General features: G+C 67.0%; 20 protein-coding genes and 1 tRNA gene. 10 read left to right on the forward strand and 11 right to left on the reverse strand.

The features are described 5' to 3' along the window. Positions 1–155 precede the first annotated feature (155 nt). From artA to KI388_RS02510, 8 genes are all read right to left on the reverse strand, one after another. Positions 156–1118: an archaeosortase A gene (gene artA, locus KI388_RS02475; protein ID WP_215087825.1), complete on the reverse strand. Its 963-nt coding sequence runs from the start codon at positions 1116–1118 to the stop codon at positions 156–158. 122 nt (positions 1119–1240) lie between these two features. Next, on the reverse strand, positions 1241–1693 hold the full coding sequence (locus KI388_RS02480) for a transcription elongation factor Spt5 (RefSeq protein ID WP_215087826.1): 453 nt from the start codon (positions 1691–1693) through the stop codon (positions 1241–1243). Then, a complete protein-coding gene (locus KI388_RS02485; RefSeq protein ID WP_215087827.1) occupies positions 1693–1869 on the reverse strand; it encodes a protein translocase SEC61 complex subunit gamma in 177 nt (58 codons plus the stop codon). Before KI388_RS02485 ends, KI388_RS02480 begins: the two co-directional genes overlap by 1 nt. Positions 1870–1976: 107 nt before the next feature. Next, complete coding sequence (gene ftsZ / locus KI388_RS02490) at positions 1977–3134, reverse strand: cell division protein FtsZ (RefSeq protein ID WP_215087828.1); 1158 nt, start codon at positions 3132–3134, stop codon at positions 1977–1979. A gap of 149 nt (positions 3135–3283) precedes the next feature. Then, entirely contained in the window at positions 3284–4726 is a 1443-nt protein-coding gene (locus KI388_RS02495; RefSeq protein WP_215087829.1) for a D-aminoacyl-tRNA deacylase, read from the reverse strand. A gap of 85 nt (positions 4727–4811) precedes the next feature. Further along, positions 4812–5762, reverse strand: coding sequence for a calcium/sodium antiporter (locus KI388_RS02500; RefSeq protein WP_215087830.1), 951 nt, complete (start codon positions 5760–5762; stop codon positions 4812–4814). A gap of 79 nt (positions 5763–5841) precedes the next feature. Next, complete coding sequence (locus tag KI388_RS02505; RefSeq protein WP_215087831.1) at positions 5842–6036, reverse strand: hypothetical protein; 195 nt, start codon at positions 6034–6036, stop codon at positions 5842–5844. Between the two features lie 84 nt (positions 6037–6120). Further along, the gene (locus KI388_RS02510; RefSeq protein WP_215087832.1) at positions 6121–7029 is read right to left on the reverse strand and encodes a PhzF family phenazine biosynthesis protein; all 909 of its coding nucleotides are present in this window, start codon (positions 7027–7029) and stop codon (positions 6121–6123) included. 201 nt (positions 7030–7230) lie between these two features. Between KI388_RS02510 and KI388_RS02515 the strand changes: the two genes are divergently transcribed. Together KI388_RS02515 and KI388_RS02520 are read left to right on the forward strand one after the other, a co-directional pair. Further along, positions 7231–8577: an alkaline phosphatase family protein gene (locus KI388_RS02515; protein ID WP_215087833.1), complete on the forward strand. Its 1347-nt coding sequence runs from the start codon at positions 7231–7233 to the stop codon at positions 8575–8577. A gap of 69 nt (positions 8578–8646) precedes the next feature. Further along, positions 8647–9156 carry a hypothetical protein gene (locus KI388_RS02520; protein WP_215087834.1) on the forward strand — a complete coding sequence of 170 codons (510 nt, stop codon included), beginning with the start codon at positions 8647–8649 and terminating at the stop codon, positions 9154–9156. Positions 9157–9166: 10 nt separating this feature from the next. Here the strand turns inward: KI388_RS02520 and KI388_RS02525 are convergent, their stop codons facing one another. After that, the gene (locus KI388_RS02525) at positions 9167–9907 is read right to left on the reverse strand and encodes a hypothetical protein (protein WP_215088719.1); all 741 of its coding nucleotides are present in this window, start codon (positions 9905–9907) and stop codon (positions 9167–9169) included. 140 nt (positions 9908–10047) lie between these two features. On the opposite strand from KI388_RS02525, the gene KI388_RS02530 reads away from it, so the two are divergent. Then, positions 10048–10713 (forward strand): DUF6517 family protein, encoded by a 666-nt coding sequence (locus KI388_RS02530; protein ID WP_215087835.1) that lies wholly within the window; start codon positions 10048–10050, stop codon positions 10711–10713. Positions 10714–12657: 1944 nt separating this feature from the next. Here KI388_RS02530 and KI388_RS15190 read toward each other — a convergent pair. Next, entirely contained in the window at positions 12658–13041 is a 384-nt protein-coding gene (locus KI388_RS15190; RefSeq protein ID WP_251133272.1) for a hypothetical protein, read from the reverse strand. A gap of 43 nt (positions 13042–13084) precedes the next feature. Between KI388_RS15190 and KI388_RS02535 the strand changes: the two genes are divergently transcribed. From KI388_RS02535 to gltB, 3 genes are all read left to right on the forward strand, one after another. Next, positions 13085–14143 (forward strand): hypothetical protein, encoded by a 1059-nt coding sequence (locus tag KI388_RS02535; protein ID WP_321169308.1) that lies wholly within the window; start codon positions 13085–13087, stop codon positions 14141–14143. 153 nt (positions 14144–14296) lie between these two features. Further along, complete coding sequence (locus KI388_RS02540) at positions 14297–14464, forward strand: HEWD family protein (protein ID WP_215087836.1); 168 nt, start codon at positions 14297–14299, stop codon at positions 14462–14464. Between the two features lie 231 nt (positions 14465–14695). Continuing rightward, positions 14696–19444, forward strand: a complete 4749-nt coding sequence (gene gltB, locus KI388_RS02545) for a glutamate synthase large subunit (RefSeq protein WP_215087837.1) — start codon at positions 14696–14698, stop codon at positions 19442–19444. 25 nt (positions 19445–19469) lie between these two features. On the opposite strand, the gene KI388_RS02550 is transcribed toward gltB, so the two are convergent. Next, positions 19470–21620 (reverse strand): ABC transporter ATP-binding protein, encoded by a 2151-nt coding sequence (locus tag KI388_RS02550; protein ID WP_215087838.1) that lies wholly within the window; start codon positions 21618–21620, stop codon positions 19470–19472. Positions 21621–21953: 333 nt separating this feature from the next. On the opposite strand from KI388_RS02550, the gene KI388_RS02555 reads away from it, so the two are divergent. The 4 genes from KI388_RS02555 (at position 21954) to KI388_RS02570 (ending at position 24145) form a co-directional block, all read left to right on the forward strand. Then, entirely contained in the window at positions 21954–22418 is a 465-nt protein-coding gene (locus KI388_RS02555; RefSeq protein ID WP_215088812.1) for a hypothetical protein, read from the forward strand. Continuing rightward, complete coding sequence (locus tag KI388_RS02560; RefSeq protein ID WP_215087839.1) at positions 22400–22927, forward strand: SRPBCC family protein; 528 nt, start codon at positions 22400–22402, stop codon at positions 22925–22927. Before KI388_RS02555 ends, KI388_RS02560 begins: the two co-directional genes overlap by 19 nt. 82 nt (positions 22928–23009) lie before the next feature. Further along, a tRNA-Ala gene (locus KI388_RS02565) sits at positions 23010–23081 on the forward strand. Positions 23082–23344: 263 nt separating this feature from the next. Beyond that, the gene (locus KI388_RS02570; protein ID WP_215087840.1) at positions 23345–24145 is read left to right on the forward strand and encodes a hypothetical protein; all 801 of its coding nucleotides are present in this window, start codon (positions 23345–23347) and stop codon (positions 24143–24145) included. Positions 24146–24183: the final 38 nt, after the last annotated feature.

Consider the following 24183-nt stretch of genomic DNA (forward strand, 5'->3'; position numbering starts at 1 on the left):
CGCCCCCGGCGGAGAGCCCGCCGACCCGAATCGCGCCCTCGCAGTCATGCTCGTCCGTACCCGTCGGCCACGTCTATAGCTTGCTATATATTGCTATGTATTTCCGGAGTGACTCGGGACACGACCGCCTCCGCGGGCCGTCGGTCGCCCCCGGGCTACCGGTTCGTCGGCTCGCGCGGGAGGTCGAGCGCCTCCGTCAGGTCGTGTTCCTCGCCGGTGAGGAGGTAGAGGACGTCCTCTAAGATGACCGCCAGCTCGGGCAGCTCGCGCACCGCGAGGAAGGTGATCGCGATGAGCGCCACGACGGCCAGCAGCTGGCTCATGATCCGGTCGGAGACGAGGAACGAGACCCGATACGGGTCGTTCGCGCCGAACATCGTCAACACGAGGTCCGGGTACCAGTGCATGTACTGGTTGCCCGACACCACCGAGATGAACGTCGTCCGGAGGATGTTCAGGACGTAGATGAGCGGGATCGACACCGCGAGCGCGCGGAGCTTCCGGGAGAGCGGCGCGTCGACGGCGGCGACGAGACCGCCGAAGATGGCCATGCTCCCCAGTCCCGTACACGCCAACACGATGTGAATGATGACGGTGTGGCCGTCCGCGAGCGTCCACGCGTACGCCGCGTCGTACCCCTCGCTGCTCGCCACCGCCTCCGGGGCGTACCCGAGGAGGTCGATGAGCATCCCGGTCTGGGTCGCGACGACCTCGATGAGGACCCGGCGCGGCTCCGGGACCGTAACCCCGGCGACGGTGAACGCCGGAATCGTCTCGAACGGGAGATAGATGAGGAGCATGATCGCGATGGCCCGGGTGAGGGTGAAAAGCGACGCGCGGCCGTCGTACAGGAGGTAGCCCGCGTACACGCTGGCGGGGAACCCGACCAAGGCGAGGATCGACTCCACGTAGCTCTGGTGTTCGAACGCGAAGTACGGCACCGTCGATAGCCAGAAGAGGCCGAACAGCGCCCACGTCGCGGCCGCGAGCGTGCGGCCCGCGGACAGCCCGCGGCTGTCCAGCAGCCACGCCGCGGCGAAGAGCACCGCGACGACCCACGCGAACGTGAACGTGTCGGGGATCACGCTCAACACCGCCGGCACGCCGTGGCCGAACATATCCGTACGCTCCGTCGTCGTCGAATAAAGCCCTTGTCGTTGCGTTCGAGCCCGGCGTCAGAGCGCCGGGCCGAGCGGCTGCGACTCCGCCGCGCGTCGCGCCGCTCGCACGATACGAGGAGCTACCGCTCTTCGCTGTCGAGCACGCGGATCTGGTCGCCGCGGACCGTCACCGGAATCGGGACGGTCGCCTCGTACAGCTCGACGGTCACCTGGTCTTTGCCCTCGTCGATCCGCTGGACGCGCGCCTTCTCGCCTTTGAACGGGCCGGCGATCAGCTCGACGATGTCCCCTTCGGCTATCCCCTCCACGTCCGGGGTCGGAGAGAGGAAGTGTTCGACCTCGGAGAAGGGGCTCTCGGCGGGACCGTCGCCGCCCTGAATGACGCCGTTGGCGTGCGGAATCTCGCCGAGGATCCGCTCGAACACCGTCCCGTCCGTCGCCTCGACCATCACGTAGCTCGTGAGCTGGTCGGGGGCGATGACGGCCTGGATCTCGGGCATCTCCTTCTCGGCGAGCATGTCGGCGACGGTGCGCTCCTGGCTCGCCGTCGTCTTGACCGAGTAGATCGGCATTACGCGCCGACCCCCGGGATGAGGCTCATGACCGCGAAGATCAGGAAGCCGATGAACCCGATCAGCAGGACCCCGGCGCCGGCGATCTTCGACACCTGGAGGAACTCGTCGGTGCTCGGCGTGCTCGCCAGCTTCAGCACCCGAATGTAACTGTTGAGATCGTACGGAACGTCCATGTTGTCAGCAGATTCGAGACGAGACGGTTTTTACCTTTTGATGCGGCGCCGGAGCGGCGCGACGCGACCCCCCGTCCGCGGGCCCGGCGCCCGCCCCCGGAGCTCCGTCACTCGACGTAGTCGATGTCCTCGACGTCGCTGGGCGCGCCGCCCTCCGGCGGCTCGCCGTTGTTCCCGTAGATCTGCGGCGACTCGACGCCGGTCACGACGATCATCGTCCGCATCTCGCCCTCGAGGTCGTCGTCGACGGAGGTCCCCCAGATGATCCGCGCGTCCGGGTCGATCCGGTCGTATATCTCCTCGACGACCCCCTCGGCCTCCTCGATGGACATGTCGGTACCGCCCGTGACGTTGACCAGCGCGGAGTTCGCGCCGGAGATGTCGACGTCCAGGAGCGGCGAGCGGAGCGCCGACTTCACCGAGTCCTGCGCCTTCGAGTCGGAGTCAGACTCTCCGAGACCGATCATCGCGACGCCGCCCTTCTCCATCACGGTGCGGACGTCGGCGAAGTCGAGGTTGACGAGCCCGGGCATCGTGATGAGCTCCGTGATCCCCTTCACCGAGCGCATCAGCACCTCGTCGGACACCTTGAACGCCTGCCGGACGGGGAGCTTGCCGACCGCGTCGAGCAGGCGGTCGTTCGGAACGACGATGACGGTGTCGCTCACGTCGCGGAGCCGTTCGAGGCCGGCCTCGGCGTTCGTCCGGCGGACCTCGCCCTCGGCCGTGAAGGGGGTCGTGACGATGGCGATGGTCAGGGCCCCCGACTCGCGGGCGGCCTTCGCGACGACCGGCGCGGAGCCGGTCCCGGTCCCCCCGCCCAGCCCCGCGGTGACGAACACCATGTCGGAGCCGTCGATGGCGTCTTGGATCTCCTCTTGGGACTCGATGGCGGCCTCCTCGCCCACCTGCGGGAGCGAGCCCGCGCCGCGGCCCTGCGTCTTCTGCTGGCCCATGAGGATCTTCGTGTCGGCGTCGATGTTGACGAGGTGCTGGACGTCGGTGTTGGCGGCGACCAGCTTCGCGCCGTGGATCCCCTCCTCTCGCATTCGGTTCACCGTGTTCCCGCCGGCGCCCCCGCAGCCGACGACGGTGATGTTCGTCTGCAGGTCCTGGAGGACGTCCTGTAGCTCGTCGTCGGTCATCGTCCCCGTCTGTGGCGGCGCGCCGGCGCTCCCTCCGGCGGCGCTCTCGCCGGCTCCCCCGGCGTCGTCTGCGGGGGCCTCTTCGGCTTCGTCGATGGCGTCCTCTACGATGGAGTCCATTATATCGTGTCGTTGCGACCGGACGTATTTATTTTTACCCGAATGTCTGACGCGGGTCGGACGCCGAAATCACCGGCGTTCGCCGCCGACCACCGAGAGTACGGGTACCACACCCGCGATCGGCCGGCTCGACGACGTATATAAATCAGTCAGTCCAGCGCGTCGGCGTCGACCGGGAACCTCTCCGTCCGCGTCCGCGACACGTCCCCCGGCTCCACGGTCTCGCCGTCGACCTCGACGGGCTCCCCGTCGGCCAGTCGGCCGAACGCCGGCCCTTCCGGCACGCCTCGCTCGGCCGCCAGCGACGGGTCGAACGCCGTCTCGCGGGCGACGACCGCGCTCTCTTCGGGCGCCACCTCGACCGCCTCGTAGCCCGTCTCCAGTACGTCCGCCAACCCGTCGACGAGGTCGGCGTACCCCGGCGACTCGGGGTCCGTCGCGAACGCGACGCGACCGGCCGCGCGGGTGCCGCCCTGCTCCGTGTCGAACGCGACGGCGACGGACTCGACCGCCTCCCGCGCCGCGTCGGCGTCGAGCCCCTGCGCCCGAGCGAGCAGGTCGGCCGGGAGGTCGCGGACGCGGACCGCCCCGCCGACGGCGTCGGGCGCGGATTCGCTGCCTTCGGTCTCCTCGGCCGTGACCGCGGTCTCGGCCGCCTCGTCGACGACCGCGCCGAACCGAAGCCCCTCGTCGACGGGACCGATCGCCGCCTCCAACTCCGCGACGAGCGGGAGCGGCGCGTCCCCGACCTCGCGGACCCACGTCTCGCTCACCACCCGATGGCCGAGATCCTCGACGACCGCGGCGAGGTCGGGGCGGTCCCCGTCGATCACGGCGCGCTCGGCGCGGCTCCGCTCGAAGGCGGCCTCGATCACGTCGCGGTTCGCCCCCGGCGCGCCGAGGTCCGCGAGCGCCCAGTCGGCGCCGACGTGGCCCACCGCCCACTCGGTCTCGCGGACGATCCGCGTGAACCGCGGCGCGTAGTGGCCCCCGCCGAAGCCGACGACGTGTCGGGGGTGGCTCTCGGAGTCATCGGGTAAGTCCGCGCCGGTCCCCCGGAGGTCGAGGACCGCGCGCGCGACCGCCCGGGCCGCCTCCGGGTCCGCCCACTGCGGCTCGTCGGAGCCGAGTTCGACGAACAGCGACGGGACGGCCACGTCGGTCGGTCCGTGGTGGGTGCACTCGATGCCGACCTCGTAGCCGTCGGGCGCGTGTCGCGCGAGCGCCGCGACGACCCGCTTCTCGGCGCCGGGCGCGGCCCGCGCCAGCGACTCGGGGTCGCCGCCGTACTCGGCGCCGCCGAAGTTCCCGGTGACGTGCGCGGTGAGGAGTTCGCCGGTCTCGCCCGAGTGTCGCGAGACGAACGCGAGGAACTCCGGGTCGCAGTCGAACGCGGCGACCGGGTCCGACAGGCGGATGTGGAGGTCGTCGAACTCGCGGAGTTCGAACCCCGCCGTCCGGTAGTAGGTCCCGCCCCCGTCGGCGTCCGGCAGCGAGTCGTCCTCGCGGGTCTCCCAGTCACCGACCTCCAAGAGCCGCTCGCCGATGTGCGCCGAGGCGCTGTCGGCCCGGCTGACGACGATCGCTATCACGCCACCGGCTCCGCCGCCCGGGACCGAATACCCGTCGGTTCCGGTGTCCGAGACCGCCCCGCCGCGCTCGCGCCGACCGCTCTCGTTACGGGAGCAGCAGGTACACGAAGACGCCGTAGCCGACCGTGAGGACCGCGCCGTCGACGCGGCCGATCCGCTCGCCGTACGCCATCATCCCGACGGCGACCGCCGTGAACGCGAGCAGCGCGGGGAACTCGAACCCGCGGACGCCCGGGGCGACGCCGATGGGGGTCACCACCGCGACGATACCGATGACCGCGAGGACGTTGTAGATGTTCGAGCCGACGACGTTGCCGACGCTGAACTCGGCCTCGCCGCGGGCCGCGGCGACGACGCTCGCGGCCAGTTCCGGCAGCGACGTGCCGAGCGCCAGCACCGTGAGCCCGATGAAGATGTCGGAGAAGCCGGCGGCCGACAGGAGCGACTCGCCGCCGTCGATCAGCCACCGGGAGCCGAGGACGAGCGCGACGATGCCCCCGACCACCATCGCGGCGTCGCGTCCCCTCGCGTCGGGCATCTCGTCACGCTGTTCGTCGGTGATCGCCGACTGGTTCCGCTGGACGTTCCGGAGGACCGCGGCGGTGAACGCGGCGAGCGCCGCGAGCAGCACCGCACCGTCGAAGAGCCCGATCCGGCCGTCCCAGCCGAGGCCGACGAGCAGCAGCGCGGCGATCACCATGAACGGGACGTGCCGGCGGAACACGGTGTCGGAGAGGTCGAGCGGTCGGATGAGCGCGGAGATACCCAACACCAGTCCGATGTTCGCGATGTTCGATCCGACGATGGCGCCCAACCCGATGTCGGTCGACACGGTGACCGCGCCGAGGAGGGAGACGAACAGTTCCGGGGCGGTCGTCGCGAACGCGACGACGGTGACGCCGACGGTCGACGCCTTCAGCCCCACGGCGAGCGCGAGGTCGCTCGCGCCCGACACGAGGAGTTCGGCGCCGGCGTAGAGGAGGGCGACGCCGCCGGCGATCAACAGCAGTTCGACGAGTGGCGACCCGGGCAGCACGGCTCCGGGTTCACGGCGCCGTCTCAAAAGGGTCGTGATCCCCCGCCGCTCGGTGCGACGCCCGGATACCGCTCCGCGGTCAGGCGTGCGCCGACCGGAACTCGCCGTGTTTCACGCCGATCGCGAACGCGAGCGCCCCGAAGACGAGCATCGACGGGACGACCATCATCAGCGTCGTCTGGAGGGGCATCATCCCCGCGCCGATGAGGCCGCCGGCGCCGACCGCGACGATCAGTACGAGGATCGCTGCCGCGCGTGGAAGGTCGAACTCCATAGACGCGGTACGTCGCGAGCGATGCTAAACGTTCGGTCTCGGGCGTCCGCTGCGGAGAGACGGTCCCCGGCTCGGAAACCGGGCTCAGGCCTCGATGATCTCGTCGTCCTCGTCGTCTGGGATCCGGATCTCGCCGTCGAGCGCGACCGTCGCCCGCCCGCCGACGCGGACTCCCTCGGCCTCGACGCGCACGCGGACGTGTCCGGAGCGGTCGACGAAGTGCCCCTGCTCGAAGCGGAGTTCGTCCGGATCGTCGCCGTCGAACGCGTCGACGTGCCGGAGGTACCCGCCGACGGCTCCGCTCGCGGTCCCGGTCACGGGGTCCTCCGAGATGCCGAGCGACGGGACGAACGCCCGGCCGTGGAGCGTCGAGTCGGCGTCGAGCGCGTCGAATGTGAACGCGTACACGCCCGCGGCGTCGAACTCCTCGGAGAGGCGCTCGACCGCCTCGTCGTCCGGGTCGGCCTCCCCGAGTCGCTCGAGGAAGTTCACGGGGACGACGAGGAACGGCAGCCCGGTCGACGCGACCGCGACGGGGAGGTCCGCGCCCACGTCGCGCAGCGCCGCCGGGTCGATTCCGAGCGCGGTCGCGACCCGGCCGAGGTCGACGTCGACGACCTCGACGCTCGGCGCCTGCTGGCGCATCCAGACGGTGCCGTCGTCGTCGACCGCGACCGTGACGTCCCCGACGTTCGTGCGGAGCGTGCGCTCGCCCCCGTCGAGCGCCCCCTCGGCGGACAGGGCGGCGTAGGTCGCTATCGTGGCGTGCCCGCAGAGGTCGACCTCCGTGGCCGGCGAGAAGTAGCGGAGCCGGTCGTCGGCCGCGCCGTCGCCCGCGGTCAGGAACGCCGTCTCCGAGGCGCCGAGTTCGGCGGCCACGGCGGCCATCTGGTCGTCGCTCAGTCCCTCCGCGTCGGGGACGACGCCGGCGGCGTTCCCGGCCAGCGGCTCCGCGGCGAACGCGTCGACGAGCAGCGCGCGTCGGGTCTCCATGTCGAACCCCTCGACGGGTCACGGACAAAAAGCCTCCCGAGCGGGCCGGCGGGGTCGGACCGCGTTCGACGGGCCGCGCCGCCGCCGTCTACGGCCGTCGCCCGCACGGATCGCCGGTCCGACCGCGGTCGGACCGGGGGCTTCCCGGTCCCGGCGCGCGCCGATGTCAATCCTTTTGCCTCCGACCGCGGATGGGTGTGTATGGGTCTCTTCGACCGGCTGCGAGGGAGCGACACCCCCCGCGTGGCGTTCATCGGGATCGACGGCCTCTCGTATCGGCTGGTCGCCGACAACCCGGAGACGTTCCCGACGCTGTCGGCGATCGCGGCCGACGGCGAGGGCGGACGGATCGACAGCATCGTGCCGCCGGAGTCGAGCGCGTGCTGGCCGAGCCTCACGACGGGCAAGAACCCCGGAGAGACGGGCGTGTACGGGTTCCAGGACCGCGAGGTCGGCACCTACGACACGTACGTGCCGATGGGGCGGGACGTCCAGGTCCCCCGGGTGTGGGACCGCGCGACCGACGCGGGGCTCGACGCGACGGTGATGAACGTCCCCGTCACCTTCCCGCCGCAGCGCACCGTCCAGCGGATGGTCTCGGGCTACCTCTCGCCCGACCTCGACGCGGCCGCCCACCCCGAGGAGCTGCGCGAGTACCTCACCGACGGCGACTACCGCCTGTCGGTCAACGCGAAGCTCGGCCACAAGGCGGACAAGACGGCGTTCTTAGAGCACGCCCGCGAAACCGTCGACGCCCGCGCCGCGGCGTTCGAGCGGTACGTCGAGCGCGACGACTGGGACCTCTTCGTCGGCGTCTTCACCGCCCCCGACCGCGTCGACCACTTCCTGTGGGGCGACTACGAGGACGGCGGGGAGTACCGCGACGAACTGCTGTCCTTCCACGCCGCCCTCGACGAGCACATCGGATCGATCCGCGAGGCGCTCCCGGACGACGTGACGCTCGTCGTCGGCTCCACGCACGGGTTCAGACGCCTCCGCTACGACGTCTACTGTAACGAGTGGCTCGAACGCGAGGGCTGGCTCTCCTACGAGGGCGACGACCACGACTCGCTGTCCGACATCGACGACGACGCCCGCGCGTACTCGCTCGTCCCCGGCCGCTTCTACCTCAACGTCGAGGGCCGCGAGCCGGACGGCGTCGTCCCCGAGTCCGAGTACGAGGAGACGCGCGCGGAGCTGCGCGAGGCGCTGGAGTCGTGGACCGGCCCCGACGGGAACCTCGTCGCGGACCGCGTCGTCGACAGCGAGACCGTGTTCCGCGGCGACCACGCCGCCATCGCGCCCGACCTCGTCGTCGTCCCGAACGACGGCTTCGACCTCAAGTCCGGGTTCCGCCCGCACGACGGCGTGTTCGACGCCGACGGACCGCGGACCGGGATGCACGCCTTCGACGACGCCGCGCTGTTCGTCGACCACCCGGACGCGACGGTCGACGACGCCGACCTCCTCGACGTCACGCCCACCCTCCTCCGCCTGCTCGACGTCGACTACGGCCGCACCGACTTCGACGGCGCCAGCCTCGTCTGAGCCCCTCGCGCCTCCCGCACCCCCGCTCCGGCCGACCGAATTGAAGTGCGTCCGTCGCCACCGACCGGTATGGAGCGTACCCCCGACGGGACCCCCGTCGGCGTCGACGACCCGTACGCGGCCGCCGGCGTCTGCGACCACCTCACCGACGACGGTCGGTGTCGCTTCGCGCTGACCCGCGCGGGTGACGACCCCGAGTTCGCGGCCGGCCGGCGGGCCGACGGCTACGACTGTCACGTCGGCGCCGACGGCGAGTGGCGCGCGTGTCCGCACTACCGGTCGACGACCGACGCGAAGACCTGCGTCAGATGCGGACTGGATGACGTTCGACTGGCCCACGACGACTCCCGGCCGCTCGTGGAGGAACACCACCTCTCGTACGGCGGCGACGACTCACACGAGATCACGGTCGGCCTGTGTCGCTGGTGTCACGCCAAGGTCCACGAGTCGATCGCCCGGATCGACGACGACGCGAGTCCGGACCCCGAGGCGACCGCGGAACGCGAGCGACGGCGCGAGGCGCAGCGCTCGGCGTCGGCGTTCGAAACGGCGGGCGAGAAGTACGACGCCGAGAAGTAGGTCGGCGGAGTCAGGCGTCGGGCGCCGGCCGGATCAGGTTCGCCAGCGCGACGAGCAGCCCGAGGAACCACCCGAGCGGCACCGAGATACCGATCCACATCAGCACGTATCCCAGTCCCGGCAGCCCCCACTGCTCGCCGAAGGTCTCTAAGTCGAACGCGCCGCGGAGCGTCTCGTTGATCCCGCCCACCGAGAGGAACGTGTCGAGGATCCACCGCGCCAGCTCGTAGCTCGGCGGTAAGATCAGCTCCTCTAGCGTCGGCGTGACGAGCGCGGCGACGACCGGGGGTAAAAACAGCGCGCTCATCGCGAACGGGTACGCGAGCAGCACGCTGACGAACCGCCCGCCGAGCTTCGAGAAGCCGGCCGCGAGCGCGGCCGAGACGACCGCCACCGCGCTGGCGGCGCCGACCGCGATCACCGCGTCGAACGGGAGTTGGAGGTGCGTGATCACCGTCAGCGTCCCCCAGACGACGGCGGCGACGACCACGGCCCCGGCGACGCCGATACGGGTGACCGCCGAGTCGAGCTTCGCCGCGTAGTAGCGCGTGGCGAACCCGACGAGCAAGAGCGGGTACGCGACCGCGACGAGCGGCGCGCCCAGCACCGCCCAGAGGTAGTACCCGACCGACTGGACGGTCGTCTCGGGCTTCCATTTCCCCAAGACGGCGCTCGGGTCGAGCTGTCGCGGGAAGACGACCTCCATCCACGTCTCGTGGAGGCGAATCACGTCTAAGAAGAGCGCTTCCACCAGCCCGGTTTGTCCTCGGCGTTCCATTTGCCTCACGTCGCGCGCGCCCCGACGTGAACTTTGTGCCTTCGGCTGCGGCGTTCTCGCGACCGATATCCGCGCCGATAGGCTTAAAGAAGCGAACTGGCCTACGTGATGGTATGAAACGACGTGGGCTGCTCGTGGCACTCGCCGCGTCGACTTCCGTGGCCGTCGCCGGGTGTACCGGCGAAAACCAGAGCTTCGACCTCGACGCGGATCCCGCGCGGGTCCCGGAGAGCGCCTACGCCGAAGGGTACTCCGGTCAGGACCCGCAGTCGTTCTCCATCGACCAGGCGTTCAACGCCACGGGCGTGAACGTGGAGGTGTCGGCAACGACGTGGGTCGCCCGGTACACCAACGAGACCATCGGCTCGGCGCTGTTCGTGGTGAGCACTCCGGACGAGTCGGTCGCCGGACAGTCCGTCAACCCGCTCGTCAGAGCCAGCGGCGCGGACCTCATCCGGCGGCTCCTCGACCAGATCGACCAGCAGGGGATCGGCGGTAACGGGACCGAAATCCAAACGGACGACATCGAGGAGGCGGGCGAGGAGACGCAGACGATCCTCGGTCAAGACGACGTCACCGTCTCGAAGCTCAAGACGACGGTCGACGCGGACGTCGAGGGCCCGAACGGCCAGGAGGGTTCCGTCGAAGACGTTCCCGTCCTCGTCTACATCGCGACCGTCCGACACGACGGAGACGTCGTCATGCTGGTCGGCATCCACCCGGAGGACCTCGACCAGTCCGACCAGTTGCTCTCGATGATGGGATCGGTCGAGCACTAACCGGCGTCGACTACTCTCGCGCCCCCGTCGCTACCTCCCACCTCTCAGAACTTCAAGACGACTCGATCCTTCCGCTCAGAATTCCGCTACCCCGCCGTAGTCTTGCGGTTATTTCCCCGATCGGAAGCTTTCAGATTCGGAACCCATTTATAACTATTCGCTCCGAGTGATATCTCGCGTGGTGTGACGAGAGGCGCCTCGTGGGTGTTGCGGTCGATCTTCGACGCCGTGCTGCCCCGGGAGCGGTCGCTCTGACACCCGTGGCCCGTTAGCTATGATCCGAAGGCGATCCCTTCGATGGCTGTCGGTCAGCATCGTCGTTTGTCTTGTGATTAGTACTGCTGTGCTACTACTAGGGGCAAACACAGCTGTTGGCCAAAGTTCAGATAGCACACCGTATTTAAATAAAACTGGAAATCCAGACCCGATTCGTGTCGGCCAATCTGAGCAGAATATCTCCGATATTGAAATATTATTTTCAAATAAAACAGATAAAAATAAAGAAGTCAAATTGTATATTGATCTGGGTAGTATTGAATCGAAAGGGGCCAATACCTCTTCAGCCTCCATAGCAGTTAATGATCTTAAGAATGGCCGAGTTATTGATACTCAACGACTGGAATCACGGAATAACACACTACTGAAGGCTACGATTCGCGTAGATGGATCAAATCATCCAGTACAAATAGGCTCGGTTCAAATATCTGGTATTAACACCGGTAACGCCCATCGATCGGGAGATATACACTATAATATTAGTATTATCGGTGGAAATCAGTCGTTCTCTGCTAAATCTGTGAGATACACAAAAACTGATCCGTTTAAAATTATCAACGGAAGTGTTCACATTCCTGATCAAGCTACACTCTCACCACAATTACACCGAGATAGATATACAACTGCGGGAATAACAGTCAATAATCTTAGTGGGAACACAAATTCAACATTGTTTATTACTAAAGGAAAAGAAAACAAAATCATCGGGGTTCGAAATATATCTAAAAATGTTCTCAGGACAAAACAGACAGTCTCTGTCGGCACGCGCCTCCTCGGAGGCGATGTAAATGGGTTTCTCATTGCTAACTCTACACTCGGATCTGCCAGTTATCAAATAAAAAGAACACTACCGTCCAATATAACCAATTCTGCTCTCGCAACAAGTGAAGGCCGGATGCTTACTGCTAATGTAAACTTGACCAATATGTCGTATGACTCCCCGCAAACAGATCGGATAAAAATACCTAATGCTAAAGTCACGGATACAATTGATGATGAGACGCCGTACATAATCTCATTACACCCCGTCAACTCCACTGGACATCTGTTACAAGATAAACCGATAGCTAGCTCAAGAGTATTAACGGGATGGAGCGACAATATAAGTCTATATTTCAATACCACGGCTCACGGATCAGGCATCTTCCGCAGTAACCGTTACGCAGCGGTTATTCAACTGTCATATGGATCCCAGACTGGTGAAATAATATCCCCAGAGAAGTCCGACTTACTGCGAAATTCAGACCTGAATAATCAGTTTGTTACAGACGGTGTCGCGGACTCTGGGGTGGTTTCTATAAACAGTTCTGTCAACGTATATGAAAATAATTCAGATACTGGAATTCTGATTAGTCGTGATAAATCATTAAATAGACCCGTTTACTCTGGACAAAAGTTGTACTTTGAATCTAATCTGAATAAACACTATGTTGAGCTACACAAAGTGAGCAACAATAACTCGCGTATTGTCTCTGTGGGAACCAGGCTGAACAATTCTTCCAAAATTGGATACAACACGTCTAATCTTTCATCTGGAACATATTATATACACTCTAATGGTGGAAATTCGGAACGTTTCAAAATTATCGGAGATGGCGATAAGAATATTAATCTAGTGGAAGTTCCGAACAAATTCACTAATGGTGATAGTACTCGAATCTTAATATCTCATAGAGTTCCATATTTAAGCCTAAATCTGAACAATGTATCTAATAGTACTACCACAGTTAATCTCTCAACCACAGGAACAGGCCCGACACCCATCACGATCAACACGTACGCCTCTCCAGATTCTCCGTCGGACTTCATCACGACCGGGTCCGGCGTCAGCGTCGATTCGATCAGCGGGACCACCGACCCGATCTCGCCCGGGACGTACAACCTCACGCTGCGGTCCGAACACGGCACCGCGGTCGCGAACGAAACCGTCTCGGTCACGATAGCGCCTCGGTCGACGGCCGACCTGACCGCGTACACTACCACCGAGACCGCTCCGGGGGAGTTCGAGAACGCGTCCGCGATTCGGAGCGCGATCGCCGACGGGACGCTCACGGAAGCGACGACCGCCACCGCGAACGACACGGTCGCGTACGCCGTGAACGCGACCGGACTGACGGGACTCCCGGCGGCCGCGAACGCGTCGCTGGACCGCGGCGCGGACCTCGGTCGCCTCGACGGCCTCTCGTTCGGCGTGACGCGAACGACCGCGGACGGCGCCAACGGCTCCGACGGGGGCGGGGCGCTCGGCTCGGTCCCGAACGAGTCCGCGGTCCACCTCGACCGAGACGGCCTGTTCCTCGTCGCGGACGGCGAGACGGCGTTCGGCACCGAGTCGCCGCCCGCGGACGGCGAGACGTTCGAGGCTGCCTTCAGGGTCGACGACGACCGACTGCGCAGGCGCGGGGAAGACGCGAACCGGGTGACGACGCGGCTGACCCACGTCGCTCCCGACCCGACCGGCGAACGGACGCAAACCGGGGGAGGAGGCGAGTCCGCCGCGACGCCGTCCGCCGGACCCGAACCAACGGGGACGAGCGCACCGTCTGGGACCGGAACCACCGCCGGGTCGGGCGGGTCGGGCGGTGCCGGCGCCTCGGCCGGTTCCGGCGGCTCCGGTGGTACGACCGGCTCCGGCGGGTCGGCCGCGACCGACGTCGCTCCCGGCGCCGGGCGCTCTCCCGGCTCGGGCGATTCGGCCGCCGGCGGCGATCCCCCGGGCGGGGGTGGTGGGGGTGCGGCCGGCGGGTCACGCGGCTCGGGCGACGACCCCGGAACGACTCGTCCGGGGGCCGGAGGCGCCGCCGATCCCGGCGCGTCCGAGGTTCCGCCGCCCGCGGGCCCCCCGAGACCCTTCGCAACCGAGCGAACGGGCGGCGGCGCGGACGGGACCTCGACTCCGGGGTCCCGCCCGAGCGACGGGCGACCGAACGGCGACCGGGCGTCCGGAACCGACGGCGAACCGGCGACCGGGCCGGCCGGGTCGGGCGACGCGTCCGAGACGGGCGACTCCGTCTCCGACGAGGCCGCCGCGAGGGACCTCGGGTACGACGACGCGCCGATCCGGTCGACCGCGTACGACCTCCCCGGGTTCGGTCCCGTCGGGTCCCTCGCGGCGGTCGCGTGCGTGTTGCTGCTCGTCCGTCGTCGTACGTGAGAGGGTTGCGGTGAGTCGTCGGGGCGTCCCGAGCGCCGGACCGACACCGCCGGAGCATCTTGGCCGGCCAAACGACACCGGAGGGACCGTTGTGCTCCGCCCGCTGCCGCCGAACGCCGATATCTTTTTTCGGCGTCGACGGTTCGATAGCGTATGGGCGTGACAATTACACCGCCGAAGAACCGGACCTGTGAGCTGTGCGGGCGCCGAGAGCGGTGGGACGGCGAGGCCGACGGGTGGCGGATCGCTGACGACCCCGGGAACGTCTACTGTATCCACGAGTGGGACATCAACGGGACGTTCGTTCCCCTCGACGAGTGAGTTTCTACTGGACGTTTCGCCACTCGTTTCGGAATGCGTGAAACGTTCTCAGATCCACATCGAGATATCCGTTGGAAAATCGCCTGAAAACGCGAATTACTGATCGTACCTAAGGTGTGTGATTTGTTCACCACCCGTGATGAATAATTACCTTATATTCCCTAATGTGTGTACGATGGATCCTACCCCTATCAGGGTCATATCTTTAACTATTCGTTCATGAGAAGGCATATGACCAAGTCACGTAGTACCACCCGGGGCGTACGCGGCTCGGATTCCTCGGGCCGGGAGGGGGGACTCGCGGCGCCGACGGACGACCGGTCGAACTGCGGTATCGGCGGCGTCGTCGACCTCGACGGCGAACCGACCCACGAGGCCGTCACGGACGCGATCACGCTGCTCGAAAACCTCGAACACCGAGGGACGACCGGCGCGGAGGAGAACACCGGAGACGGCGCGGGGATCATGGTGGCCCGCCCCGACGGGTTCTTTCGAGAAGTCGTCGACGCCGACCTGCCGGAAGAGTACGCGGTCGGCTCCGTGTTCATGCCGCCGGAACCGGGCGTTCAGGCGGAGATCCACGACGTCATCGCTGAGGTGTGTTCGGTTTACGGGCTGGAGGTGCTGGCGTGGCGCTCGGTCCCGACCGACAACGCCGACCTCGGCGCCACCGCGCTCGACTCCGAGCCGGAGGTATCGCAGGTGTTCGTCGCGCCCGTCGAGGGCGCGGGGCTCGCCCGGCGGTTCACCAGCGAAGAGAACCGGCCGGACGACGCCGACCCCGACCTGCTCGGGTTCGACCGCGCGCTGTACGCGGCCCGCCGCGAGATCGAGAACGCGGTGTCCGAGGTCGACGGCGCCGGTCGCTTCTACGTCTGTTCGCTCGACCGCCAGCGCGTCGTCTACAAGGGCCTGCTGAAGGGGTCGCAGCTCGCGGACTACTACTCGGACCTGACCGACGAGCGGTTCGCGAGCCACGTCGCCCTGGTCCACGCGCGCTTCTCGACGAACACGCTCGGCGCGTGGCACCTCGCGCACCCGTACCGCAACATCGTCCACAACGGCGAGTTCAACACGATCCGGGGGAACGTCAACTGGATGCGCGCCCGCGAGAACGACCTCGAACACCCGGCGTTCGGGGCCGAACTCGACACGATCAAGCCGGTGATCGACGACCCGAACCAGTCGGACACCGCGAGCGTCGACAACGCGCTCGAACTCCTGCTCCAGACCGACCGCGACCTCCCGCACGCGCTTCGGATGCTGATCCCCGAGGCGTTCCGCGGCGACGACCTGATGGACGACGACCGCGCGGAGTTCTACGACTACCACGCCTCGCTCGTCGAGCCGTGGGACGGTCCCGCCCTCGTCATCGGCTTCGACGGCGAGCGCGTCGCCGGCGTCCTCGACCGCAACGGCCTCCGCCCGTGCCGCTACGAGGTGACGACCGACGACCGCCTCGTCGTCGGCAGCGAGGTCGGCGCGCTCCCGACTGACCCCGCAGACGTGCGGCGTCGCGGCCGGCTCCAGCCCGGCGAGATATTCGTCGCGGACCCCGAGGCGGGCCGTATCGTCCCCGACGACGAGGTGTTCGAGGACCTCACCGACGAGAAGTACGGCGAGTGGGTCGACCGCGGACAGGTCGACCTCGACGAGCTCACCGACGAGGACGGCGTCGCGGCTGGAATCGACGCCTCCGGTGACGACGCGACGGACGCGGTCGACTCGGAAGCGACCGATTCGGACTCGACCGATTCCGAGGCGACCGACCCCGACGAGACCGAACCGGCCGTCCGCGCCCATCAGGCCGCGTTCGGCTACACGACCGACTCGCTGAACCACCTCGTCGAGCCGATGGCGAAGGGGGGGAAGGACCCGGTCGGATCGATGGGCGACGACACGCCGCTGTCGGTCCTCGCGGACATCGACCGCCCCCTCTTCACCTACTTCAAGCAGCTGTTCGCGCAGGTGTCGAACCCGCCGATCGACTACATCCGCGAGGAGCTGGTCACTTCCCTCGAGACCCGGATCGGGAACCAGCGCAACCTCCTCGACGAGACGCCGGAACACGCCGAGCAGATCGTCGCGGACACGCCGGTCCTGACCGACGCCGAGACGGCCGCCCTCCGCGACCTCCCGGGGCCGGGCGAACGGACGCCCGGCGACAGCGACGCGGACGCGGCCGACGACCCCTCGTTCACCTCCGTGGCCGTCGACGTCGCCTACGACCGCGACGGGTCGCTCGTCGACGCCGTCAACCGGGTCCGCGAGGACGCGGCGGCCGCCATCGAGGACGGCGCCGACGTCGTCGTACTCTCGGACCGCGCCGTCGGCCCGGACCGCCTCGCGGTGCCGAGCCTGCTCGCGACCGGTGCGGTCCACCACCACCTCGTCCGCAAGGGGCTCCGCAACCGCGCGGGCGTCGTCGTCGAGTCGGGCGAGCCACACGAGGTCCACCACCTCGCGACGCTCGTCGGCTACGGCGCCGACGCGGTCGACCCGTACCTCGCGTACGCCTCCATCGCTGACGTGGTCGCCGGCCCGGACGGCGCCGACGAGGACGAGGCGCTCGCGGCGTACCGGCACGCGCTGGAGGACGGCCTCCTCAAGACGATGGCGAAGATGGGCATCTCCACGATGGAGTCGTACCAGGGCGCCCAGATCTTCGAGGCGGTCGGACTCGACTCCGAGTTCGTCGCCGAGTACTTCGAGGGGACGGAGATCCGCACCGAGGGGATCGGGATCGAGCAGATCGAAGACGACCTCCGCACCCGTCACGCGATGGCGTTCGGCGCCGACCCCGAACTGGAGACCACCGGCGAGTACGAGCACCGCTCGTCGGGCGTGAAACACGGGTGGAACCCCCAGACCGTCGGCACGCTCCAGCAGGCGGTCCGCGGCGGCGACTACGGGCAGTACCGCGAGTTCGCCGAGCTGGTGAACGACCAGACGGAGGAGCTGCAGTCGCTTCGTGGCCTCCTGGAGTTCGACTCCGACCGCGACCCGGTCCCGGTCGAGCAGGTCGAGCCGGTCGAGTCGATCGTCGAGCGCTTCTCGACGGCCGCGATGAGCCTCGGGAGCATCTCCCCCGAGGCCCACGAGAACAACGCCATCGCGATGAACCGGCTGGGCGCGAAGTCGAACACCGGCGAGGGCGGCGAGCCGCCGGAGCGGTTCGACACGGAGAAGGAGTGCACCGTCAAGCAGGTCGCCTCGGGTCGCTTCGGCGTCACCTCGGAGTACCTCGCGAACGCGGAGGAGCTCCAGATCAAGATGGCGCAGGGGTCGAAGCCGGGCGAGGGCGGTCACCTCCCCGGCGAGAAGGTCAACGAGATGATCGCGCACGTCCGGTGTTCCACGCCCGGCGTCGGCCTCATCTCGCCGCCGCCCCAACACGACATCTACTCGATCGAGGACCTCAAACAGCTGATCTTCGACCTGAAGGCAGCGAGCCCCGAGGCCGACGTCAACGTGAAGCTGGTCTCGGAGGCCGGCATCGGCACCATCGCGGCCGGCGTCGCGAAGGCGAACGCCGACGTGGTCCACGTCTCGGGCCACGACGGCGGCACGGGCGCCTCACCGAAGACCTCGATCAAGAACGCCGGCCTGCCATGGGAGCTGGGGCTCGCGGAGGCGAACCAGATGCTCCGCGCCACCGGCCTGCGCGACCGCATCCGCGTCTCGGCCGACGGCGGGCTGCGGACCGGCCGCGACGTCGCGGTCGCGGCCGCCTTGGGCGCCGAGGAGTACATCTTCGGGACCGCGTCGCTCGTCACCTCTGGCTGCGTGATGGCCCGCCAGTGCCACGAGAACACCTGTCCGGTCGGCGTCGCCACCCAGCGCGAGGACCTCCGGCAGCGCTTCCCGGGCCAGCCGGACCACGTGGTCAACTACATGACGTTCATCGCGCAGGAGCTTCGGGAGATCATGGCCGAGCAGGGGTACACCGAACTGGAGGAGTTCATCGGCCGCCCCGAACTGCTCGCCCAGCGCGACACGGACCACGAGAAGGCGAAGCACCTCGACCTGTCGGCGGTCATCGCCGAGCCCGCGGGCGAAGCCCGCACGAAGGTCCGCGAGCAGGCGCACGGCGGCGTCGACGACCTGCTCGACTGGGACCTCATCGACGAGGCCGCGCCGGCCATCGAGGACGGCGCGCCGGTCGCGCTCACCCGCGACGTGCGCAACGTCGACCGCGCGGTCGGCGCGACCCTCTCGAACCGGGTCGTCTCCGAACACGGCGGCGACGGGCTCCCGGACGACACCGTCTCCTGCCGGTTCGACGGCGAGGCGGGCCAGAGCTTCGGCGCGTTCCTCGCGTCCGGGATCACGATGGAGCTGTCGGGCGCCGCCAACGACTACGTGGGTAAGGGCCTCTCCGGCGGTCGGCTCGTGATCGACACGCCCGCCGAGGCGTCGTACGACCCGACCGAGAACGTCGTCGCCGGCAACGTCTGTCTGTACGGCGCCACCGCGGGCGAGATGTACGTCAACGGCGTCGCGGGCGAGCGGTTCGGCGTCCGCAACTCGGGCGTCAGCGCGGTCGTCGAGGGCGTCGGCGACCACGGCTGCGAGTACATGACCGGCGGCGTCGTCGCCGTCCTCGGGGACACGGGCCGCAACTTCGCGGCCGGGATGTCGGGCGGTATCGCGTACGTGTACGACCCTGACGACCGGTTCGACGAGCGCGTGAACCGCGGGATGGTGTCCGTCTCCGAGACGCTGGAGGAGTCCGACGAGCGGATGCTCCGGCGGCTCGTCGAGAACCACCGCGCGTACACCGAAAGCGAGCGCGCGGCCGACTTACTCGACGACTGGGAGGCCGCGCTCGACGACTTCGTCCGCGTCTTCCCCGACGCGTACGCCGACGTCATCGCCGAGGGCATCGGTGACGACGTGCGCGACGAACCGCCCGCGCCCGCCGCCGCGGTGCCGGACGCCGGCGCCGACGCGGCCGGACAGGTATCGGGCGACGACTGAGTCGCGGGAACCCCGGAGAAACGCCTTATTCGAGCGTCTCGGACTCGACCTCGCTCTCGGCGGTCGCTCGCTCGACCGCGCGGTCGACGTGGCGCTCGCGGGCGCGCTCGACGAACTCCTCAGGGAGCTCGTCGATTTCGCCGGCCTGAACGCCCCAGAGCTTCGCGTATAGCCCGTCCTCGGCCAGCAGCTCCTCGTGGCTCCCGCGCTCGACGACCGCGCCGTCCTCCAACACGAGCGCGGTGTCGGCGTCGGTCACCGTCGAGAGGCGGTGCGCGATGACGAAGGTGGTGCGGTCGGCCGCGAGGCGGTCGAGCGAGCGCTGGATAAGCATCTCCGTCTCGGTGTCGACTGCCGAGGTCGCCTCGTCCAAGATTAAGATTGCGGGGTCCTGGAGGACGACCCGGGCGATGGCGAGCCGCTGTCGCTGGCCGCCGGAGAGCTTCACGCCGCGCTCGCCGATCCGCGTCTCGTAGCCGTTCGGCAGCGAGTCGATGAACTCGTGGGCCTCCGCGGCCTTCGCGGCCTCGACCACGCGCTCGCGGATCGCCTCCGCGTCGTCGCCCTCCTTGCCGGCTCCCGCGTCGCTTCCCCCGGCACCGTCCTCACCCTCGTCGATCCGGGTAAAGCGCCCGTAGCGGATGTTCTCCGCGATGGTGCCGTCGAACAGCGTGGTGTCCTGGGCCACGTAGCCGACCGACGAGCGCAGGCTCTCGACGGTCACGTCGCGCACGTCGTGGCCGTCGACGTAGATGGCACCGTCGGTGACGTCGTACAGCCGGAGGAGCAGTTTGAGCAGCGTCGACTTACCGGCGCCGGTCGGGCCGACGAGGGCGACGGTGTCGCCCGGGTCGGCCGAAAAGGAGACGCCGCGGAGGACCTCTTCGTCGGCGTCCGCGGGGTCCTGTAAGGCGTTCTCGGGGTACGCGAAGGAGACGTCGTCGTATTCGACGGCGCCCGCGACGCCGCCGTGGCCGCCGGCCCCGCCCGCTCCGCGGTCGTCCACGTCGGTTCCGCGGTCGCCCTGGCCGCTGTCGTCCCGGCTCCCGCCGTCCCCCCGGGTCTCGCCGCCGAGTTCGACCGCGTCGTCGGCGTCCTCGATGCGGACCGGGATGTCGCGCAGGCCGAACACGCGCTCGCAGGAGGCCTTCGCGTTCTCGTACTGGTCGATGATGTTCGACACCTCCGCGAGGGGGGCGACGAACTGCTGGGTGAGGAGGACGAAGGTGACGAACGTCCCCACCGTCAGCTCCGTCGTGAACGGGCCCGGGGCGCCGTTCTCCAGCCAGTAGCCGCCGACCGCGAAGGTGGCGGCGAACGCCAGCCCGGCGAGCAGCTCCATCCCGGGCCGGTAGACGTAGTTGAGCCGGAGGATCGACATCGTGCGCTGGAAGTACGAGAAGGAGGCGTCCTCGACGCGCTCGCTCTCGTGGGCCTCCGTGTTGGAGGTCTTCACGAGTTCGACGCCGGAGAGCGCGTTCTCGAGGGCGGTGTTGAGGTCCCCGACGACCGAGCGCTGCGCGACGTACCGCGGCTCGACCGCGCGCATGAACCAGAGCGTGAAGAGGACCATCAGCGGGATCGCGGCGAGGGTGACGACCGCCAGCTCGTAGTTGTAGTAGACGAGGACGCCTGCGATACCCACGAGCATCACGCCGAGACGCGCGGAGTTCTGGAGGGCGTTATCGAGGAACACCTCCAGGTTCGAGGCGTCGTTGTTGAGGACGGACATGACCTCGCCGGTCTGTTTGTCGTCGAAGAAGGTCATGTCGAGCCGCTGCATCCGGTCGAAGGAGTCGGTGCGCACCGCGTGCATCACGCGGTGGGCGAAGTTGTTCGCGGCGATGCCGTAGACGTACGTGAACACGCCCGTCACGATGAACGAGCCGAAGATGAGCAGCACCGAGAGCCGGAACTGCGCGTCTTCCGCGCCCGGGAGCCACGCGTCCGGCACGATCGGGAGCGTGTACGGGCCGGTGCCGGTGAAGACGGCGTCGATGGCGACGCCGAGGACCACCGGCGGGATCAGCCCCGAGACTCGGGCGACCACGTTGGCGGCCATCCCGATCACGAGCCAGTGCGCTTCGGACGCGCCGTACTCGCGGAACAGCCGACTCAGGGGTCGGTTGACCCGGTCGCGGTACACTTCGAAGGCGTTGCGGTCGTCGGCGGCCATGGGCGTAGAAACGCGGCGACTCCCATGTATCCGGCGGCTTCGGCGGCCCGTTCCGGGTTCCGACGATCACGGTTCTCGACCCGTTGATCCGTTATAAATAACCAGACAAGAGCGGTGGCGCGTGCCTACGAGCGGCCGCCATCGGCGGCCGCGAGGAGCACGCGCGAGGGAGTCGGGCGGCCGGAGCAACGCGGAGGCCGGCCGACGAGGCTGGGGAGGCGTGAGGCTGTGGTGCTGTGCGGGGCGGGACTCAAAGGGGCAGCCGCGAGGTCGCCGCAGACGACGCAAGCACCGCAGTAAGTGAGCGAAGCGAACGAACGAGGAGCGCAGCGAGTGTGCGGCGACCTCGCGGCTGGGGCTTTGGAGGTGTTCGTCGCGGGACCGCTGGCAGCAATTTATAAGCGAGCGGCTGGGGCTTTGGAGGTGTTCGTCGCGGGACCGCTGGCAGCAATTTATAAGCGAGCGGCTGGGGCTTTGGAGGTGTTCGTCGCGGGACCGCTGGCAGCAATTTATAAGCGAGCGGCTGGGGCTTTGGAGGTGTTCGTCGCGGGACCGCTGGCAGCAATTTATAAGCGAGCGGCTGGGGCTTTGGAGGTGTTCGTCGCGGGACCGCTGGCAGCAATTTATAAGCGAGCGGCTGGGGCTTTGGAGGTGTTCGCCGTCGATCCGCAATCGACTATTTATAAACGAACGACTGGGGATTCGACAGCGATCACCGCAGAAACACAGATCACGTATCGCGCCGGTCCGTTTAATAAGCGCCGCCCGAACCTCAGCACGTGGACGAACTCGTCGTAAGCACGAAGGTGTACGCCGGCGCCGAGGAGGTGTACACGTTCCTGCTCGATTTCCCGCGGTACGCGAACTACTCGGAGTACCTCCGGGAGGTCCGGACCGTCACCGGCGACGGCGGTCCCGGGACCAAGTACGCGCTCACGTTCGCGTGGTGGAAGATATCCTACACCGCTCGCTCGGAGGTGACGGGCGTCGAGCCGCCCGAGCGGATCGACTGGGCGATCACGAAGGACATCGACGCGGGCGGCTGCTGGCGGGTGACGCCTCCGGAATCCGACCGGCCCGACGACGCCCCCTGCGAGGTCGCGCTCGAAGTCGAGTTCGACCCCGGCTCCGCCAGCTCCGACGCCCTCGATCTCCCGCGCTTGGTGTCGTTCGACTGGGTGTTGAAGAAGGCGATCCCGCTGATCAAAGACGAGGCCGAGCGCGTCGTCGAGCGCGCCGTGCGCGACCTCGAAGGCTCGACGCGGGACGTCGACCTCGACGTGTACGTGGACTCCGACCGGATCTGACGCCCCGCGGCGGCGTCGCGCGGTCCCGTCCCCGAGTCGAAGGCCTTAATATATCCAGCGGGGAACGAACGAATGCGTTCGCGGGCTCGTAGATCAGTGGTAGATCATCCCCCTGGCACGGGGAAGGCCCGGGGTTCAAATCCCCGCGAGTCCACTCCTGCGCTCACTTTGTTCGCTTAGTCGTTCCCTCGCGTGGTCCCACTCGCTCCCTACGGTCGCTCGCGGGACCCCCGCGAGTCCCTCCGATAACCCAATTCCAACTGGTGTTTCCAAATACCCCGCAGAAACGGTTCTATCTCGTCTGACGCCAGAACAACGTCTATCTTTGAAGTTCATTCGACAGATCCGGCACCTGCGGAACGTGTTGTTTAACAGACTTTTTCACAGGTCAGAAAGTAACAGTCCGTTAATAGTCTAATGCGCGTTCAGAACACAGGTCCGAAAACAGAATACTACGCCCTATTTTCGGCAGGAGTTGTGTTTGCGGCTGGTTGGGCGATCTCGATAATTCTCATCGAGGAAGGTTCGATCAATAGCGTGCCACAATGGAAATCGACTCTCTGGTATTTCCTCACTAACCACGGGATCCCGCTTTCAACTGCGTACAACACACAGTCTTCAATTGAGGTTTCGAGTCCACTCTTGGCGACTGAAGAACCCAGCTTTGTTAGAGCTATTCCGGTCGTCGCAACGGCCGTTGCTGGTGTGTACACGAGTCATAAGGGATCCTCTCGTGGCATCAAAAACGCAACCTCGAACGCTCTTACAGCGGGATCTGCGTACTTTCTGATTGCGCTACTGGCAATCGTTCTTACCGATATCCAACCAGAACTCTCCTCGTTGCTACTTATTGGGGCCCTAATCGCAGGTGCGGCTTGGCTGGGCTCATCGTTCTTCGGTAGCTTCACTCGTGGCATCCCGATCATCGGCGTCGCGTCAGTTGGGACCATCTTCGCGCTTGGATTCATTCTGATAGCAGGTAGCGCCGCGATCATCTCGGTTCTCTGGGAACTGATCGCTATCTCCTATGTTGGAGCAGCTGTCGGTGGTGCTGCGGTCGGGGCAGAGAAAGCAGTCAGGCGCCGCGGGAAGCGGAAAGACACCGATACGCCGAGACTAGCTGGCGTGAAAATGCTAGTTAAGGAGAACTTGACAGAGATCGTGGTTGTCGTTTCGGTGGCTGTGCTCCTGTACGCAGCGATAACTGGGGCGGTGTAATTGTCTAACCCGATACGATCAGCGAGGCTCCGCCGGAC

The organism is Halorubrum sp. 2020YC2 (assembly GCF_018623055.1).
Lineage (GTDB): Archaea > Halobacteriota > Halobacteria > Halobacteriales > Haloferacaceae > Halorubrum.

What these genes read in the sequence shown, in the direction of transcription:
- gltB (WP_215087837.1), top strand. Translation starts at nt 14,696, where the DNA reads ATGACCAAGTCACGTAGTACCACCCGGGGCGTACGCGGCTCGGATTCC.
- KI388_RS02505 (WP_215087831.1), bottom strand. Translation starts at nt 6,036, where the DNA reads ATGGAGTTCGACCTTCCACGCGCGGCAGCGATCCTCGTACTGATCGTC.
- KI388_RS02485 (WP_215087827.1), bottom strand. Translation starts at nt 1,869, where the DNA reads ATGGACGTTCCGTACGATCTCAACAGTTACATTCGGGTGCTGAAGCTG.
- KI388_RS02540 (WP_215087836.1), top strand. Translation starts at nt 14,297, where the DNA reads ATGGGCGTGACAATTACACCGCCGAAGAACCGGACCTGTGAGCTGTGC.
- KI388_RS02520 (WP_215087834.1), top strand. Translation starts at nt 8,647, where the DNA reads ATGGAGCGTACCCCCGACGGGACCCCCGTCGGCGTCGACGACCCGTAC.
- ftsZ (WP_215087828.1), bottom strand. Translation starts at nt 3,134, where the DNA reads ATGGACTCCATCGTAGAGGACGCCATCGACGAAGCCGAAGAGGCCCCC.
- KI388_RS02550 (WP_215087838.1), bottom strand. Translation starts at nt 21,620, where the DNA reads ATGGCCGCCGACGACCGCAACGCCTTCGAAGTGTACCGCGACCGGGTC.
- KI388_RS02510 (WP_215087832.1), bottom strand. Translation starts at nt 7,029, where the DNA reads ATGGAGACCCGACGCGCGCTGCTCGTCGACGCGTTCGCCGCGGAGCCG.
- artA (WP_215087825.1), bottom strand. Translation starts at nt 1,118, where the DNA reads ATGTTCGGCCACGGCGTGCCGGCGGTGTTGAGCGTGATCCCCGACACG.
- KI388_RS02530 (WP_215087835.1), top strand. Translation starts at nt 10,048, where the DNA reads ATGAAACGACGTGGGCTGCTCGTGGCACTCGCCGCGTCGACTTCCGTG.
- KI388_RS02515 (WP_215087833.1), top strand. Translation starts at nt 7,231, where the DNA reads ATGGGTCTCTTCGACCGGCTGCGAGGGAGCGACACCCCCCGCGTGGCG.
- KI388_RS02570 (WP_215087840.1), top strand. Translation starts at nt 23,345, where the DNA reads ATGCGCGTTCAGAACACAGGTCCGAAAACAGAATACTACGCCCTATTT.
- KI388_RS02480 (WP_215087826.1), bottom strand. Translation starts at nt 1,693, where the DNA reads ATGCCGATCTACTCGGTCAAGACGACGGCGAGCCAGGAGCGCACCGTC.